The sequence below is a fragment of the Flavobacterium sp. W21_SRS_FM6 genome (assembly GCF_052119645.1).
Taxonomy (GTDB): domain Bacteria; phylum Pseudomonadota; class Gammaproteobacteria; order Enterobacterales; family Alteromonadaceae; genus Paraglaciecola.
In genome coordinates this window covers 517618-533397 of the sequence record NZ_JBGQOM010000002.1, presented here as the reverse complement: position 1 = coordinate 533397, position 15780 = coordinate 517618, and the positions used below count along the sequence as shown (strand labels likewise).

The window sequence follows — 15780 nt, the reverse complement described above, 5'->3', positions numbered from 1 at the left end:
AAGGGCGAGATTAGTATAATCTTATGCGACGTGCGTTTTCGCGAGACAACTTTTTCAATAAACGCTTTTTAGCAGCTGCTTTTTTACGTTTACGTTCCCAAGTAGGCTTTTCAAAAAATTCACGACGACGGACTTCAGAAAGTACACCTGCTTTTTCACATGAACGTTTAAAACGACGCAACGCTACATCAAAAGGTTCGTTCTCTCTAACTTTAACGATTGGCATTAAAATCTCACCTCAAAATAAAAACTTGATTTGCCAGCTCAAAAGTTAGCCAGCGCGGTTAAAAATGGTGCGGAATTCTAATCATATCCGCCAGTGATGTAAAGGCTTGATAGCTTAAATATTCAATAAGCAGCAAGAAATTAAGTAAAATTTGGTGGATTCAAGGCAAATCAGTACAATGCAGCCCAAATATTTAAGTCAGTGGGAATATAAATGCGAATTTTGGGTATAGAGACCTCATGTGATGAAACGGGGGTGGCTGTCTATGATGACAAATTAGGTCTACTTGCCCACGAATTGTATAGCCAAGTTAAGCTCCATGCTGACTATGGTGGTGTCGTACCTGAACTGGCCTCTCGCGACCATGTTAGAAAGTTATTGCCTCTAATAAACAAAGCTATGCTAGACGCTAACTGCCAGCCTGATGATATTGATGGTGTGGCCTTTACCAAAGGGCCAGGCTTAGTCGGGGCATTGCTTGTTGGTTCTTCAGTTGCGCGCAGCTTAGCTTACGCTTGGGGCGTGCCTGCTGTGGGGGTGCATCACATGGAAGGGCATTTGCTTGCGCCCATGTTAGACGACCCAGCCCCTGAATTTCCATTTGTTGCATTGTTGGTTTCTGGCGGTCACTCCATGCTTGTGAATGTGCAGGGGATTGGCCAGTATCAAATTTTGGGCGAGTCAGTTGATGATGCCGCCGGTGAAGCTTTTGATAAAACCGCTAAGTTACTTGGCCTTGATTATCCTGGTGGTCCCTTATTAGCGAAACTCGCTGATAGCGGTGAGCCAGGCCATTATAGTTTTCCTCGACCAATGACCGATCGTCCGGGTTTGGATTTTAGCTTTAGTGGCTTAAAAACCTTTGCGGCAAATACAATCAGAGCTGCTAATGATGACCCCCAAACTCGTGCAAACATTGCCTATGCGTTTCAAGAAGCAGTGGTCGATACGCTCATTATCAAATGCCGACGAGCACTTAAACAAACGGGGTTAAAACGTCTAGTGATCGCTGGTGGGGTCAGCGCCAATCGCCAATTGCGCAGCGCATTGCAAGATATGATGGGAAAGATGAAAGGTGAGGTATTTTATCCGCGAATGGAATTTTGTACTGATAACGGAGCCATGATTGCTTATGCGGGGATGCAACGTTTGAAGGCTGGAGAAGTAGAAGGCTTAGCAACTAAAGCGCAGCCAAGGTGGTCGTTAGAATCGCTCAGTGCCTTATAAATTACGCTCTTTTATTTTAGGCTCTTGACCTTTCAATAGCCTGATTAAATTACTTCTGTGTTTAAACAGGATCAGTAATGAAAGCATGGCAACAGGTAAGGCATACTCAGCTTTGATATACCAAGTAAGCAGTGGAGCTAAAGTGACAGTAACGATAGCGGCTAAAGATGAATAGCCGCTAATAAACAAAATACTCAACCACACTATGATGAGTAAAGCAGATAGATCCAAGCCGATTGGTAAGAATGCACCAAAGGCGGTGGCTACGCCCTTACCGCCAGAGAAATTAAAGAATAACGGGAAAATATGTCCCAAGCAGACAGCGATTGCCACAAGCCCTAACTCTACCGGCGCCAAATTTATAAAGTAAGCCCCCCAGACCATTACGGTCCCCTTTAGTACATCAAAGACTAAAACCAATATTGCCGGTATCTTGCCCGCTACGCGCAGAACATTTGTTGCGCCTGGATTGCCTGAACCTTGGGTTCTGGGATCAGGGGCGTTAAAAATGTGGCAAATGATGATCGCGCTTGATACAGAGCCTAACAAATAGGCGCAAGCAATAATCAAAATCGTCAATCCTGTCATATACTTGTCTTGGGCAAAAAGGTTACAATTTGACAAGAATATATGAAAGCTCAATAAAAAACAGTGCGGATCACCTATGGACAAAATTTATATTGAGGGCTTAGAAGTATTCTCATTAATAGGCGTATATGACTGGGAAAGAGTCGCAACCCAGCGTTTGATAGTCGATATCACGCTTTTCACCGATTTATCAAAAGCGGCTTTGTCCGATAATGTTGGCGATACACTGAATTATGCTGATGTGGCCAATTGTGTCGATAAACTAGCTAAAAGCAGTGAATTTGAGCTAATAGAAGCCTTAGCTCATGCTATGTTAAAAGCCATCTTTGCACAATTTCCAGTCACAAAAATAACCCTCAAGCTAAGCAAGCCCGATATTTTAGATAATGCACAAAATGTTGCAGTAGAACTTACTCGGGAAAATCCAAATTGATCCAGAGTAACGCAATGCCACATACCATCTATATCAGTATCGGAAGTAATATAGAGCGTGAAAAATACACCAAAGCGGGTTTGCAGGGGCTGTATGAAAATTTTGGTGAGCTGTTGCTATCTCGTGTATATGAAAGTGAATCGGTAGGCTTTCAAGGTAGTCATTTTTATAATCTCGTGGCCAAGGCGCAAACGAACATGAGCATTGAAGCAGTGTGTCAGGTGCTCAAGCTGATAGAAGAGCAAAATAAGCGAGAACGAAGCACTGAAAAATTTTCACCGCGTACGCTGGATTTAGACCTGCTGTTGTTTGACAAAGTAATCAGCAATGATTCAGTTGAATTACCTCGCCCCGAGATACTCTATAACGCTTTTGTATTGCAACCTTTAGCCGAAATTGCGCCGCACGACATTCACCCCATTGCAAAAAAAACGTATGCCGTTTTATGGCAAGAATATGATAAAACACAACAACACCTTTGGCCGATTGAATTTAACTGGAGACCGCTTTAAACATGACTTTATTTGAAATTATTATTTTGGCCATTATTCAAGGGTTAACTGAATTTTTACCTATTTCTAGCTCTGCGCATTTGATTTTACCCTCAGCGGTTTTGGGCTGGCATAATCAAGGATTGGCCTACGATGTGGCGGTTCATGTGGGGAGTTTACTCGCTGTAATGATCTACTTCAGACAAGACATTGTTAGATTACTAAGCGCATGGTTTACCCATGGCTTTAGTCAACAGCAAAGTACTGACAGTAAATTAGCATGGTGGGTAATACTAGCCACTATTCCTGCCGTAGTATTTGGTTTTTTACTGAAAGACTTTATCGAAGTCTATGCTCGAAGCGCCTTAGTCATCGCCATCACAACGATTGTTTTTGGTTTATTGCTTTGGTACGCAGACAAAAAAGCCACCATGGATAAGACTATCGAACAAATCACTTGGAAAAATGCCTTAGTGATTGGTATCGCCCAAGCGATTGCTATTATTCCAGGCACGTCCCGTTCAGGTATCACCATGACTGCGGGCCTGATGTTAGGTCTGAATCGTGAAAGTGCAGCCCGTTTTTCGTTTCTATTGTCTATTCCAGTCATTTTAGGAGCGGGCTTACTCGCAACACTTGATTTAGTGCAAAGTCCCGACCCGGTACAATGGATGGAACTCTTAATCGGAGCGGTTTTCTCTTTTGTGTGTGCCTATACCTGTATTTACTTATTTCTTGCCTGGATATCACGTATTGGCATGTTACCTTTTGTGATTTATCGCCTTATTTTAGGTGTTTTACTCCTTATTTTTGTCTTTGTTTAACCTTAAGGAAAACAACATGAGCGAAACAATTTTTAGCAAAATTATCGACAAAAGCATACCGGCCGATATTTTATATGAGGATGAATTATCCTTGGCATTTCGTGATATTAATCCACAGGCGCCGATTCACTTTTTAGTGATCCCTAAAAAAGCCATCGCCACTATTAACGATATTGAAGAACAAGATAAAACATTAGTAGGGCACTTATATTGGGTCGCGGCTAAACTAGCCTCAGAACTTGGTTTTGCTGAGCAGGGCTACCGCGCTGTGATGAATTGCAACGAAGATGGTGGTCAAACGGTCTACCACATTCATTTACATGTTCTGGCTGGTAAGCCATTAGGATGGCCGCCTTACCAAGAAAAATTGAAACGCTAAGGGTGTAACACGGATAAAAACAAAGCCCTGATATCAAATTTGATATCAGGGCTTTTTCACTTATAAGCCCAGTATGCCGGCGCCTTGTTCAAAGTCGATATCAACGGGTATCGCTGCATCCGTTAAACGCTGTAAGTCGCTCTCAAGTTGCCCTTTAATAGTCCCTTTATCAGCTACTAGCTCGGCAACACCTGCGTAATTGCCATCACCTTGTAAGGTTAATATTAGGTTGGATAAAGCATCAACCGCTTCACTCATCTTTTCCATATTCACTTGATAATAGCCATCTTCGTTACGGCTAAAAGCGTTGTGCTCATTAAAAAAGTTAAAGCGAATCATATTGGCTTTACCATGTGCACTTGAGGCGCCAAATCTAACAGAGCGAAAGATACCGGCCATAAAGGTGACGTAATAATCTTCAAGTTGCCCCTCGGTAATCACGCCTTTTTCCAGCAGTTGTTTAACCATATACACACCAAGAATATCGGCTTTGCCCTCTTCTAGTGCCGAAGCATGTTCTTTCAATGCTTGCCTGACGGTTTCTTCACTGTTTAAAACAGATTTAACTCCCAGACCATGGGCAACCTCATGAAACATGGTATTGGCAAAAAAAGCGTTAAACGTTATGTGTTTGCGCTGTTCAGGCACAATCAACTCATCAGCGATAGGTAGCATGATATTGTCGAACTTGGCTTGCATGGCGTTTTTAAGTTGCAAACGTCGTGTGCCTTTTTGCAGTTGCACTTCTTCGTCGTTGGGCAGATTTATCGCAATGGTTTTGCTACCCGCATTAGAATGGCCGGCATAATAAATAACATCGTAGGCATTTAAGTCCGCATCGGTACCAGGCATTTGCGCTTTATATTGTTCTGCTACTGGCAAACCTTGTTGTAACTCGGGTAAAAAGGCCGCGTATTTACTGAGTTTTTCGCTCCAGCTTAAATCTTTAACAAGCACATAAGCTTCAAATGCTGCGCGGTATCCGAATAATTGGTCTTCATACGTTTCGATAGGACCGATGACTAACTCGATGGGATTGGTTTTCATGTCCATCCAAGCAAAATCTGATGGCTGATAATCGTTACTCAGCAAAGCTTTAGCACGTAAACTTAAATAATGCGCAAAACTACTGTCTTGCGCCAGGGATGCCGCTTTATTGAGTAGGCTTGCGACTTCGGTAAGTTCAGGTTTAAATATTTCAGAGTAGGGGATAGCCACTAATTTGCCGTTACCATCACGTTGTACCATTGAATATAAACCTTTTTTATCACTAAATTCGGCCTGCTCAAATTCTTCTTTAGTCATATCCTTTGGATAAAATTGAGCTCCCAATGGTTTTTCTTCAGTTGCGGTCAGGAAAGGTGCATCACCCGCTAATCTGTCCCACGGACCATAATTTAGCGCTGCAAATTCGCGGACTTTAGGGTCAGGGATCGACGCCAAAAATTCTGATTTATTATCGCCAAAGGCCTGACGCCAAAATAAGTCGTCCATAATGCTAGCTGCTTGTATCAGTACGCTGAGCATTTCACGCTGTTGAGCGGAATATTGGCTCAAATCACTGGTTAATTTTACTTTTTTATAAATATCTAAACGCTCAGATTGTGCTGCTAGAAGTTGCAAATCTTGAGATTTAGCCGCACTGGGTTCTTTACCCACAGGCGGCTGCGCTGGACTGCATGCCATTAGGCCCGCAGTGATAAGTGCAATACAAATCTTTTTGGGAATAAATAAAACTGTCATTGTTAAACCTTATTTATCATTTAATGTGGGGAGGCTTAGTGGCTTACAAACGCAATATAACAAAATTGAAAGACGTATCACCTGATATTCCTCTGAATTGCCCTAAATTAGCATTTTTTTAACTTTTTGTTATTTAAAACATAATTGACTAGCGTTACACTCATTGAACAATAATAAACATTCTACAAACCATGGTTTTGTTAAGAATTTGAACAGGTAATTACATGTCTACTGAAAACGCATTACTGACAATATTGATAGATAAGATCAATAACGATACTTTGGTATTGCCTACCCTTCCTGCTATCGCACTCAAAGTACGAAAAGCAGCTGATAATCCAGATATAAACTTAAATGCAATGGCTGATGTTATCGGGCAAGATCCTTCTCTTAGTGCTCGCATGATTAAGATTTCTAACAGTGCTTATTTAGGCCGAACAGTAAAGGTAACCTCTACTACTCAAGCCGTTACGCGCATTGGCTTACGTCAAATCAAAAACATTGCGACTGCCTTAGCAATGGAACAACTATTTGTGTCTAAAAACCCTGTTGTTAAAGCGTACATGGAAAAAATCTGGGCTGATACAATTGAAATTGTTGCTAGCTCCATAGCAGTGCTGCAAGTGCATACCAAAGCGACAAAAAACAGAGCGCTCAATCTTGATTCTATGATGTTAGCTGCCTTAGTCGCCAATATAGGTGCACTACCTGTTTTGACCGAAGCTGAACGTCATGCAGAAGTGTTTGCTAATCCGACGTTTCTTGATGTATCCATCAACAGATTATCTGGGAAAATTGGTGAAGGCATAATGAAAGCGTGGGGTTTTGAACCTGAATTTATTCAAGTAGCCAAAAGCTGGCAAGATCTGTCTGTACAAACCGAAACGATCTCTTATTTAGACCTTATTCGTTTAGGTGCGGTATTAGCAGGTAAGTTTGACAGCGGTGAATCAGAATTGTTTGAAGCTGCGGTAGCAAAGAAAATTGTACCGAATGTTTCTTTACTCTTGTCGGATGAATTTAAAGAATACCGAGATAGTGCTAAACACGTATTCGGTTAACATTGAGTTAGTCTAACGAAGCCCCGTTTGCAGATTAGCTGCTAACGGGGCTTTTTTGTTAGCATATTTTATTCTGCGTTATTAAGATCAAACATTTCTTTTAAGCGCGCAGCAAAACGTACAATCTCACCCGACATAAGGGCAAAATTAGCATCCATTCTGGCGAGTTGCTGATCTTTGGGAATGTCATCGTTTTGTTCACGCACCACATCGGTAAATTTTAGGCGTTTAATGGTTAAGTCTTCTTGAATCAGCGCAGATAAAGTTTCATCCCACTCTACCGCTAATTTTTGCACGACTTTGCCACCTTCGATATGGTTAATGATCTCTTCACTGCCTAAATCTTGATTTTTACAACGTAAGATAGCACCGTCTTCTTCTAATGCTTTTAGCTCAGCTTCTTCAAGAATAACAATGTCTTTAGGTACATCTAGGTTTTGTAACCACGCAGTAAGCTGTGCTTGCACCGTTTGGCGTGCTAAAGGAACTACCGGTAACGAGCCAATAGCTTTGCGTAACATGGCTAAAAAGGCTTCGGCTTTTCCATCGGCAGAAGCATCAACGACCACCAAATTATCTTTGGTTGATATAAAGCCATGGGTAAAGCTGTTTTTGGTAAAGGCCATGGGCAGCAAACGATGCACAATTTCTTGCTTCATATCTTGTTGAGCTTTTTTGCCAACAGGAGAGCCTGTTTCAGCCTCAATTTGCGCCACTTTTTCTGCTAATTCGGCGTTCACTACCGCAGCAGGTAAAATACGCTCTTGTTTCTTTAGGGTAAGCCAAATACGACCTGCAGCGGCGTGTATTAAGGTTTGACCACTATTAATAGGTGAAGAAAACCCCATGGTTGCAAGATCTTGGCTGCCACAAGGTCGAAAACTGAATTCAGCTAGTTTGTCTTCAAGATCCTGTTCTGCAATGTCTAAGGTCTGGGTAAGTGCATAAAGTTTTAAATTTTTAAACCACATAATTGTTCCGCTCAGATAACAAAGTCGAATAGCGCACAGAGCTATTACAAAAAAAGGGCAGTGAGACTAACAGTCTTTGCCCTTATTCGCTACGTTGACAATTGATTTTTACGATTTTAGTCGCCTACAAAGGTATGGTAATCAAGTAGCGCAGGCCTTGATTCACTTTACTGAATGCTTCTATGTCGCCTTTCAGTGTTTGGGTGACTAAGTTGTACATGATGTGGGTACCTAAACCGCTTCCTCCTTTGCCACGACGGGTGGTAAAAAACGCATCGAAATGACGCTCCAGCGTGCCTTCAGGTAAGCCCTTTCCATCGTCTCGGTAGTCAATTGTCAGGGTGTCATTGCTGCGGCTGATATCAATTTTTATCGTACCTTTTATCTTATTCTCAAAAGCATGTATTAAAGAGTTCATGATCATGTTGGTAAATATTTGTGCTAATACACCTGGCGCGCACAATATGATTAAGTCATCTGGACAGTGTATTTCGATATTATGCTGGGTTTTTTTCAAGTTAGGCGCTAACGAATGCACCACTTCGCCTAGATACTGACGAACATTAATTTCCCGTTCTGCCTCGCTTGCTTGATCAACCGCGACTTGTTTAAAACTCGAAATAAGATCAGAGGCTCTGTTTAAGTTATTCGTCAGCAAAGTAATCGTTTGCTGCGCGTCTGTTAAAAAAGAACTCATGGTACTGCTAGTCAGCTTTTTTTCTTCAAAAGCATTTTGTAAATTGACCACGCGCTCTTGTAAAAAGCTGGTTGCGGTTACGCTCACACCTAAGGGGGTATTTACATCATGAGCAATACCTGCGACTAAACCACCAAGCGAAGCCATTCTTTCTGACTCAACAAGTTGGTCTTTGGCCAATTGCAGCGTGTCCATCGATGTCGCCAGTTCAGAATTACGTTTTCTTAATTCATCTTCGATAAATTGACGGTTTTCGTTCTCTTGGCGCAGCTCGCGCTGATTTATTAATAGCTCATCTTTTTGTTGTTCTAAGTCCAACATAATTTTACTGAGTGTGGCGGTTTTTTTAGCCACTTCTTCTTCAAGTGAAATATTTTGATCATCCAACCTGCGATTGGCTGCTTGCAGATCTGCTTGAGCGCCAGCTAGTTTTGACTGAAAACTGATCAAATCGTCAATCAGATTGTTGTAAGAATTCTGTAATAATGTCAGCTCATTGTCATCATCCACGCTTAAGGCTAATTTTGATGATTCTGGGTCGTCTAGATTAAATTCTGAGATTTGCTGGGTTAGTTCAGTAAGCGGCTTGGTCAACATGTTACGAAAGGCATTCATGAATAAAAACACTAAAAAGGCGGTTTTAATTAATGCATTACCTACTAAGAAAAAAATCCCTACCTCAATACGGCCTAAAATGATGGTGGAGCTAGAGTACAAGGTCACGTCACCCACTAAAGACGTTCGACCTGAAAACTCGAAAATAAGCGGAAAGCCATAGCCGAACGTCCCACCAGCGTGGTCGCGCACCACCCCTTTAGTAATCGGCTCAATGGTTTGCTTAGCGGTTAAGCCTAAATCAGCAATATAATTGCCATTTTCATCTCTTATTTGCACCCCTTCAACGATGGGTAGCTCCATCAAGCCAGTTGCTATAGACTTAGCCTGAGGCGTGTTTAGTTCCCAAATTGCTCGAGTCAAGCTGGTACTGAAGGTGTTTTTTAGGGTTTGAAGTTCGCTTTCAATATGCCTTTTAGCATTCAGATATTCAGCAAAAACTTGGCCAACGGTAACGACTAATGTCAAGACAAAATAGACTGATAGCACCCGGGCTAATAATCTTTTGGACAAACCTTGTTTAATATTAGCCATCAATAAATCACTTTCCCTAATGGTAAAATAGTGTTCAAAGAATATGCGTTATCTCGTAAATTAACAAGGATTTAGCATATAACAACCTTGCTATAATCTATCGTAAACTTGCATTTAAGTATAAACATTTAAGACTCATTACAGAGACTTTAATAAAAGTGTCACATATACAGCTAATAATTGCCGACTTTGAAGTAAAAGGATCTCAATATAATGGCGAAAAGAATATTGTTGGTAGAAGATGAAGCGCCAATTCGGGACATGCTTAAGTTTGTTTTGGAGCAATCAGGCTACGAGACGATTGAAGCAGAAGATTTTAATATAGCACTGGAACGCGTAGTTGAACCTTACCCTGATTTAATTTTACTTGATTGGATGTTACCCGGTGGTTCGGGTGTGCAATTAGCTAAAAAACTAAAACAGCACGAGTATACGCGGGATATCCCAATCATTATGTTGACTGCTCGTGGTGAGGAAGAAGATAAGGTACGGGGTTTAGAAGCAGGGGCAGATGATTATGTTACTAAACCTTTTTCTCCTAAAGAGCTTATTGCTAGAGTCAAGGCAGTAATACGCCGTGTGACGCCTACGTCAAGTGAAGATATTATTGAATATCAGGGGCTTAAGTTGGATCCTGTGTCACATCGTGTGACCGCGAACGATGCACCGCTAGACATGGGCCCGACAGAATTTAAACTCCTACACTTTTTTATGACCCATGCAGAGCGGGTTTATAGCCGCGAGCAACTGTTAGATAACGTGTGGGGCACTAACGTTTATGTAGAAGACCGCACCGTTGATGTGCATATCAGGCGCTTAAGAAAAGCCATATCAGATTTTGGTCACGACAACATGATCCAAACTGTTCGCGGTGCGGGATATCGTTTTTCCACAAAAGTGTAATAGTTCTCTGGCATACTAAGCCAAATATGACAGGCTTAGCCGCCTAACCAAGGAGACGTCGTTAACGATGGAAAAACCGTATCTATGGCTATTCAATATAGTCGCAATATTTGCGCTTTTTGCCTTAGTTGGTGCAGTTGGTAGCTACTTCTCCCATTTTTGGCTGAGTATCAGTCTGCTTGCTTTAGCGATAGTAGCGTGGCAAAGCTGGTTGTTGTTTCAGTTAAATTTGTGGGTTTGGCACAGTAAAAAAATGTCGCCTATTACCACCTTTGGTATTTTTGGTCAGCTCTATCAAGGTATCCACGCTAATCAGTTAAAAAGCCGTCGCAAGCGTAAGCAGTTAAGCCGAATAATTAGTTCATATAAAGCGGGTTCTGAAGCACTGCCAGATGCCGTGGTGATTATTGATCATGACAGTAAAATTGTGTGGTGTAATCGCTTGGCTCGCATTGAGCTAGGCTTAACGTGGCCAGAAAAACAAGCTGGCAGTATTGTTGAAGCGATTAATCGACCTGACTTTACGACCTTTATTACTGGCAAGCGTTTTGATAGCCCTTTAGAGATTCCGTCTCCAGCCAATGGGCAGAAAATCTTAGAGTTTAGGGTGGTTCCCTTCGTCGACAATAACTTGATGTTATTGATCCGCGATGTGACTCGCTTGAGTCAGATTGAAAAAATGCGCAAAGATTTTGTTGCGAACGTGTCTCATGAGCTAAGAACACCGCTAACCGTTATTAATGGCTATTTAGAAATGTTGCCTGATGCGGCAGATATGCCACCGCTAATGATGAACAAAGCCATCACAGAGATGCGCACTCAGTCCATTCGTATGCAAACGTTAATTGAAGAGTTATTGCAACTGTCGCGCATTGAAGCGAGCAATGAGCGAACCTTCGATAAGTTAGTGAATGTGCCCCAACTGCTCTGGCAAATTCAATCAGAGGCGCAAGCGCTTAATCGAGATAAACAGCATAAATTGTTTTTTGATATTTCCCCGCGCTTGCGCGTTTATGGGATTGAGTCGGAGTTACGCAGTGCTTTTTCAAATTTAATCTTTAACGCTATTCATTACACGCCAGACAAAGGGGTGATCGAGGTGAAATGGCATGTAAACCAAAACAGTGCACGATTCAGCGTCAAAGATAACGGTGATGGTATTGCTGCTCAGGATATCTCTCGTATTACCGAACGGTTTTATCGCGTGGACAAAGCGCGCTCACGTAAAACGGGTGGCTCTGGTTTAGGATTGTCTATTGTTAAGCATGTGCTGACTCATCACAATTCAAACCTAAAAATTGCTAGTGCTATTGGCGTGGGTAGTGATTTTTCATGTGAGTTTTCTGCTGAATTGACTCACATCTCCAACACGTAGATGTGACATAAATGTTACCTAACAACTGGAATAATTGGATTGTTCAAAACCTCCTTCAAGGTGTGCCTGCGCCAAAGTTGTTGGCCACTTTGTTAGATAACGGTTTTAACTATGAAGATTGTAAAAAAGCCCTTGGCGCCAATCTACCTGCACACCACACTTTTTTTAAAGACCGCGGATTTTATCAGTCGGTTGCCAAGCCTGGCATCTATCAACACCTTGGGCAAATACATGCCATTGAGGTTGAACAAGAGCGGGCGCAACTTATTCAAATTGATGATTTTTTAACAGGCCACGAATGCCAAGAGATTATCAATCTTGTCAAAGGCAAATTACGACCATCAACGGTAACCCAACCAAAAGACGGTGAAGAGGTAAGAACTTCAACCACCTGTGATTTGGCTTTAGTTGGGCAGGGCATCGTTAAGCAACTAGAACAAAAAATACTCAGTACGCTGGCACCTTCTGTGGGAAACGGTGAGTTAATTCAAGCGCAACATTATGCGCTCGGGCAGCAATTCAAGTCTCACACTGATTATTTCGAACCGGGTACTCAAGAGTATCTTAAGTTTGCCAAACAAAAGGGGCAGCGCACTTGGACCTTCATGGTCTATCTCAATCAAGAATGCGAGGGAGGGCAAACCGAATTTCCCTCGTTACAACGTTCGTTTAAGCCAACTCAAGGCAGGGCTCTGCTGTGGAATAACGTGACAAAAACCGGTCATCCCAACCCTAATACCCTACATCATTCGCTGCCAATTACCGAGGGCGAAAAGATGGTCATCACTAAATGGTTTAGAGAGCACTAAGGGGCTCCGTCCAACCCATTCTCTGAGTTTTACAGCCAAATATTAAAGTTTTGTGACGCTGATTATATGTAACAAAACTGTCACACCCTTTGTTTACCCTTTGCGGCGTTTTCATAACTAATAACTTGACTCGCATTCGGAGAGCACAATGGAACTTAAACGCATATTCAAGGCTAGCGCGATTGCAACAGCATTAATTTTGGCTGGCTGTGGGGGTGATATCAATATTACTGAAGGTAACATCGATAACAGTGTGACCAACAACAACACTGGTGGTTCGACTCCCACGCCTACTCCGACTCCAACAGAAACATTGCCAGGTGAGAGCAGTACTTTCCTTTCGACTCAAGTATCAGCCGCGCTTGGGCAAACGGTTGAGGTTCGCACACTGTCTGGTCGCCTAATTGATTCAATGGCCGATAGCAGCGGAAAAATTACCTTAACAAGCGACACCGTATGGGCGCTTGAAGGTGCCGTATTTGTTGGTAATGATAAAGCAGACAGTGTGACCTTAGCTATTGAGCCTGGCACCATTATTTTTGGCCGTAACGGCAGTGATTACCTAGTGGTAAGCCGTGATTCTAAAATTGAAGCACAAGGCACCGCTGCAGCTCCCATTATCATGACCTCCTATTCTGATGTGATAGGCGACCAAGTTGGTGCAGGTCAATGGGGGGGGATGGTGTTGTTGGGCAACGCTAAGTCTAACAAATGCCCTGCAACAGGTGATTGTGCTTTGCAAGTTGAGGGTGTTGAAGAAGGTGCCGTTTTCGGTGGCACGGATGACACAGATAACTCAGGTATTCTGAAATACGTGGTGGTTAAATATGCAGGCTTTGAAATCGCGCCTGACAACGAATTAAACGGCATTACTTTTGGTGGTGTGGGGTCAGGTACTGAAGTGGATTATATCCAAGTTCATGCTAACGCTGATGACGGTATCGAGTTTTTTGGTGGCGCAGTGAATCTTAAACACGTGGTGTTAACCAGCAACCAAGACGACAGCGTTGACTGGGACAATGGCTTTCGCGGTAAACTTCAATATGTGTATGTTGAGCAAGATAAGTCATCTGGTGATGCCAACCGTGGTATCGAAGGTGACAATGACGGCTCAACGCCTGATGCAGAGCCTCAATCAAATCCCATGATTGCTAACATGACCATCATCGGTAATAACTTTGACGGTGAAGATGATTCCGAAGGCGTTTATTTACGTGAAGGCTCAGGGGCACAAATTTACAATATGGTTGTCACTGGTCCTGCTGGTATGGGTGAGTGTTTTGAAGTTGAAAATTCAACTGAATCACAAGCTAACTTGGCTGATAGCACCATCACTATGTCTAACTCAGTGTTGGGCTGTACCAATGATGAAAACTTTAAGTTTGATGCCACTGGTGTAGACCTCGAAAACTGGTTCTTAAACACTCAAACGGGCAATCGCGTTGCTGCACCCATGCTTAATGCAGACGGCACGCCAATGGCGGGCTCGCCATTATTAACCGGCGCTGCTGATGCTTCTGCGGTGGATACATTCTTTGATGCGACTGATTATATCGGTGCGGTTAAATCAGGTAGCGACTGGCGTGACGGCTGGGCCTTTGGGTTTGGCGGCGGCGATATCAAAGTAGTACAAAGCACCTCTGGCTGCCCAAGTGGCACGATCTCTATCGCCGAGGCTGATGGTACAACGACCACTTGTGAAGTGTCTGGCCGTATCACTGCTGATTTACATTTAACGTCAGGCAACCTGTATGCCTTATCTGGTGCTGTTTTTATCGGTAACGATAATGCTGATAGTGCTACGTTAACGATTGATGCTGGTGTGACGTTGTACGGCGCATCAGGCAACGATTACTTAGTAGTAAGCCGTGGCTCTAAAATTAGCGCGATAGGAACTGCGGCCGCGCCAATTACCTTCACCTCTATTCAAGATGTGCAGGGTTTAAATACTGCTGCTGGTCAATGGGGTGGGGTGGTATTGCTGGGTAATGCACCTTCAAACAAATGTCCAGCTACTGGTGCATGTGCGCTTCAAGTTGAAGGTGTACAAGAAGGGGCGGTATTTGGTGGAACAAATGAAACGGATAACTCTGGCACCTTAAACTACGTTCGTGTTATGAACGGTGGTTACGAGATTGCGCCTGACAATGAGTTAAATGGTATTACCTTTGCCGGTGTGGGCTCGGGTACTGCAGTTGACTACATCCAAATTCACCAAAATGCCGACGATGGAGTTGAGTTCTTTGGTGGTAATGTTGATGTTAAACATTTAGTACTGACGGCTAACCAAGACGACAACATTGACTGGGACAACGGTTACCGTGGTCGAATTCAATACGTGCTAATTCGTCAAGCGCAAGATAATAGCGACGCCAACCGTGGTATTGAAGCCGACAACGACGGCTCTACACCCGATGCACAACCCCAATCTAATCCTACTGTTGCCAACGTAACCATTATCGGTAATACCTTTGACGGTGAAGATGATTCTGAAGGTGTGTACTTACGTGAAGGGACTGGCGCTCAATTAGCTAACTTCATTATCACCGGTCCTACTGGTATGGGGGAATGTTTTGAAGTAGAAAACTCTGCTGAAAGCCAAACGAACTTGGGTGATGGCACAATTACCTTCACTCATTCAGTGGTGGCCTGTGGTGAAAACTTTAAAAATGACACTGGTGCAGTTGACCTTGAAAACTGGTTTTTGAGTGTTCAAGCGGGTAACGCTGTTGCTGCTAACAGCGCTGCAGTGCTTAACGGCATCTTCTCTATCAGCACGGTAACGCCAAAAGACTTCTCTGGCGAAACGTTCTTTGACAACACCGACTTTATCGGTGCAGTAAAAGAAGGTGATAACTGGACTGCTGGCTGGACAGTGGGTCTAGAGTAACCATCCATATTAAC

The 15780-nt window shown here is 42.9% G+C and carries 15 protein-coding genes; 10 read left to right on the top strand and 5 right to left on the bottom strand.

Annotated elements, in window-relative coordinates:
• Positions 1–10: 10 nt before the first annotated feature.
• Positions 11–226: a 30S ribosomal protein S21 gene (rpsU, locus tag ACEN2L_RS05575; protein ID WP_006991319.1), complete on the bottom strand. Its 216-nt coding sequence runs from the start codon at positions 224–226 to the stop codon at positions 11–13.
• Positions 227–439: 213 nt separating this feature from the next.
• Between rpsU and tsaD the strand changes: the two genes are divergently transcribed.
• Positions 440–1453, top strand: a complete 1014-nt coding sequence (gene tsaD, locus ACEN2L_RS05570; protein WP_441742361.1) for a tRNA (adenosine(37)-N6)-threonylcarbamoyltransferase complex transferase subunit TsaD — start codon at positions 440–442, stop codon at positions 1451–1453.
• Here the strand turns inward: tsaD and plsY are convergent.
• A complete protein-coding gene (plsY, locus tag ACEN2L_RS05565; RefSeq protein WP_441742359.1) occupies positions 1448–2041 on the bottom strand; it encodes a glycerol-3-phosphate 1-O-acyltransferase PlsY in 594 nt (197 codons plus the stop codon). The genes tsaD and plsY overlap by 6 nt on opposite strands.
• Positions 2042–2117: 76 nt before the next feature.
• On the opposite strand from plsY, the gene folB reads away from it, so the two are divergent.
• Genes folB through ACEN2L_RS05545 form a run of 4 tightly spaced genes read left to right on the top strand, consistent with a single transcriptional unit; the run spans position 2118 to position 4168 of the window.
• On the top strand, positions 2118–2474 hold the full coding sequence (gene folB / locus ACEN2L_RS05560; RefSeq protein WP_441742357.1) for a dihydroneopterin aldolase: 357 nt from the start codon (positions 2118–2120) through the stop codon (positions 2472–2474).
• Positions 2475–2488: 14 nt separating this feature from the next.
• Positions 2489–2986, top strand: a complete 498-nt coding sequence (gene folK / locus ACEN2L_RS05555; protein ID WP_441742355.1) for a 2-amino-4-hydroxy-6-hydroxymethyldihydropteridine diphosphokinase — start codon at positions 2489–2491, stop codon at positions 2984–2986.
• A 2-nt stretch (positions 2987–2988) separates the two neighbouring features.
• Positions 2989–3789, top strand: a complete 801-nt coding sequence (locus ACEN2L_RS05550) for an undecaprenyl-diphosphate phosphatase (protein ID WP_306020953.1) — start codon at positions 2989–2991, stop codon at positions 3787–3789.
• Between the two features lie 16 nt (positions 3790–3805).
• Complete coding sequence (locus ACEN2L_RS05545; protein WP_441742353.1) at positions 3806–4168, top strand: histidine triad nucleotide-binding protein; 363 nt, start codon at positions 3806–3808, stop codon at positions 4166–4168.
• A gap of 60 nt (positions 4169–4228) precedes the next feature.
• On the opposite strand, the gene ACEN2L_RS05540 is transcribed toward ACEN2L_RS05545, so the two are convergent.
• Entirely contained in the window at positions 4229–5911 is a 1683-nt protein-coding gene (locus tag ACEN2L_RS05540; protein ID WP_441742351.1) for a dipeptidyl-peptidase 3 family protein, read from the bottom strand.
• A 224-nt stretch (positions 5912–6135) separates the two neighbouring features.
• On the opposite strand from ACEN2L_RS05540, the gene ACEN2L_RS05535 reads away from it, so the two are divergent.
• The gene (locus ACEN2L_RS05535; RefSeq protein ID WP_441742349.1) at positions 6136–6972 is read left to right on the top strand and encodes an HDOD domain-containing protein; all 837 of its coding nucleotides are present in this window, start codon (positions 6136–6138) and stop codon (positions 6970–6972) included.
• Positions 6973–7040: 68 nt separating this feature from the next.
• Here ACEN2L_RS05535 and rdgC read toward each other — a convergent pair whose 3' ends face one another.
• Both rdgC and ACEN2L_RS05525 read right to left on the bottom strand, forming a co-directional pair.
• Positions 7041–7943 carry a recombination-associated protein RdgC gene (rdgC, locus tag ACEN2L_RS05530; RefSeq protein ID WP_306019895.1) on the bottom strand — a complete coding sequence of 301 codons (903 nt, stop codon included), beginning with the start codon at positions 7941–7943 and terminating at the stop codon, positions 7041–7043.
• 124 nt (positions 7944–8067) lie between these two features.
• Entirely contained in the window at positions 8068–9789 is a 1722-nt protein-coding gene (locus ACEN2L_RS05525) for an ATP-binding protein (protein WP_306019893.1), read from the bottom strand.
• Positions 9790–10002: 213 nt separating this feature from the next.
• On the opposite strand from ACEN2L_RS05525, the gene phoB reads away from it, so the two are divergent.
• The 4 genes from phoB to ACEN2L_RS05505 all read left to right on the top strand — a co-directional run bounded on the left by phoB (position 10003) and on the right by ACEN2L_RS05505 (position 15766).
• Entirely contained in the window at positions 10003–10692 is a 690-nt protein-coding gene (phoB, locus tag ACEN2L_RS05520; protein WP_306019891.1) for a phosphate regulon transcriptional regulator PhoB, read from the top strand.
• Between the two features lie 67 nt (positions 10693–10759).
• Positions 10760–12067 (top strand): phosphate regulon sensor histidine kinase PhoR, encoded by a 1308-nt coding sequence (gene phoR, locus ACEN2L_RS05515; RefSeq protein WP_306019890.1) that lies wholly within the window; start codon positions 10760–10762, stop codon positions 12065–12067.
• Between the two features lie 11 nt (positions 12068–12078).
• Entirely contained in the window at positions 12079–12876 is a 798-nt protein-coding gene (locus ACEN2L_RS05510; protein ID WP_441742346.1) for a prolyl hydroxylase family protein, read from the top strand.
• A 148-nt stretch (positions 12877–13024) separates the two neighbouring features.
• Positions 13025–15766 carry a hypothetical protein gene (locus ACEN2L_RS05505; protein WP_441742344.1) on the top strand — a complete coding sequence of 914 codons (2742 nt, stop codon included), beginning with the start codon at positions 13025–13027 and terminating at the stop codon, positions 15764–15766.
• Positions 15767–15780 lie beyond the last annotated feature (14 nt).

What these genes read in the sequence shown, in the direction of transcription:
- rpsU (WP_006991319.1), bottom strand. Translation starts at nt 226, where the DNA reads ATGCCAATCGTTAAAGTTAGAGAGAACGAACCTTTTGATGTAGCGTTG.
- tsaD (WP_441742361.1), top strand. Translation starts at nt 440, where the DNA reads ATGCGAATTTTGGGTATAGAGACCTCATGTGATGAAACGGGGGTGGCT.
- plsY (WP_441742359.1), bottom strand. Translation starts at nt 2,041, where the DNA reads ATGACAGGATTGACGATTTTGATTATTGCTTGCGCCTATTTGTTAGGC.
- folB (WP_441742357.1), top strand. Translation starts at nt 2,118, where the DNA reads ATGGACAAAATTTATATTGAGGGCTTAGAAGTATTCTCATTAATAGGC.
- folK (WP_441742355.1), top strand. Translation starts at nt 2,489, where the DNA reads ATGCCACATACCATCTATATCAGTATCGGAAGTAATATAGAGCGTGAA.
- ACEN2L_RS05550 (WP_306020953.1), top strand. Translation starts at nt 2,989, where the DNA reads ATGACTTTATTTGAAATTATTATTTTGGCCATTATTCAAGGGTTAACT.
- ACEN2L_RS05545 (WP_441742353.1), top strand. Translation starts at nt 3,806, where the DNA reads ATGAGCGAAACAATTTTTAGCAAAATTATCGACAAAAGCATACCGGCC.
- ACEN2L_RS05540 (WP_441742351.1), bottom strand. Translation starts at nt 5,911, where the DNA reads ATGACAGTTTTATTTATTCCCAAAAAGATTTGTATTGCACTTATCACT.
- ACEN2L_RS05535 (WP_441742349.1), top strand. Translation starts at nt 6,136, where the DNA reads ATGTCTACTGAAAACGCATTACTGACAATATTGATAGATAAGATCAAT.
- rdgC (WP_306019895.1), bottom strand. Translation starts at nt 7,943, where the DNA reads ATGTGGTTTAAAAATTTAAAACTTTATGCACTTACCCAGACCTTAGAC.
- ACEN2L_RS05525 (WP_306019893.1), bottom strand. Translation starts at nt 9,789, where the DNA reads ATGGCTAATATTAAACAAGGTTTGTCCAAAAGATTATTAGCCCGGGTG.
- phoB (WP_306019891.1), top strand. Translation starts at nt 10,003, where the DNA reads ATGGCGAAAAGAATATTGTTGGTAGAAGATGAAGCGCCAATTCGGGAC.
- phoR (WP_306019890.1), top strand. Translation starts at nt 10,760, where the DNA reads ATGGAAAAACCGTATCTATGGCTATTCAATATAGTCGCAATATTTGCG.
- ACEN2L_RS05510 (WP_441742346.1), top strand. Translation starts at nt 12,079, where the DNA reads ATGTTACCTAACAACTGGAATAATTGGATTGTTCAAAACCTCCTTCAA.
- ACEN2L_RS05505 (WP_441742344.1), top strand. Translation starts at nt 13,025, where the DNA reads ATGGAACTTAAACGCATATTCAAGGCTAGCGCGATTGCAACAGCATTA.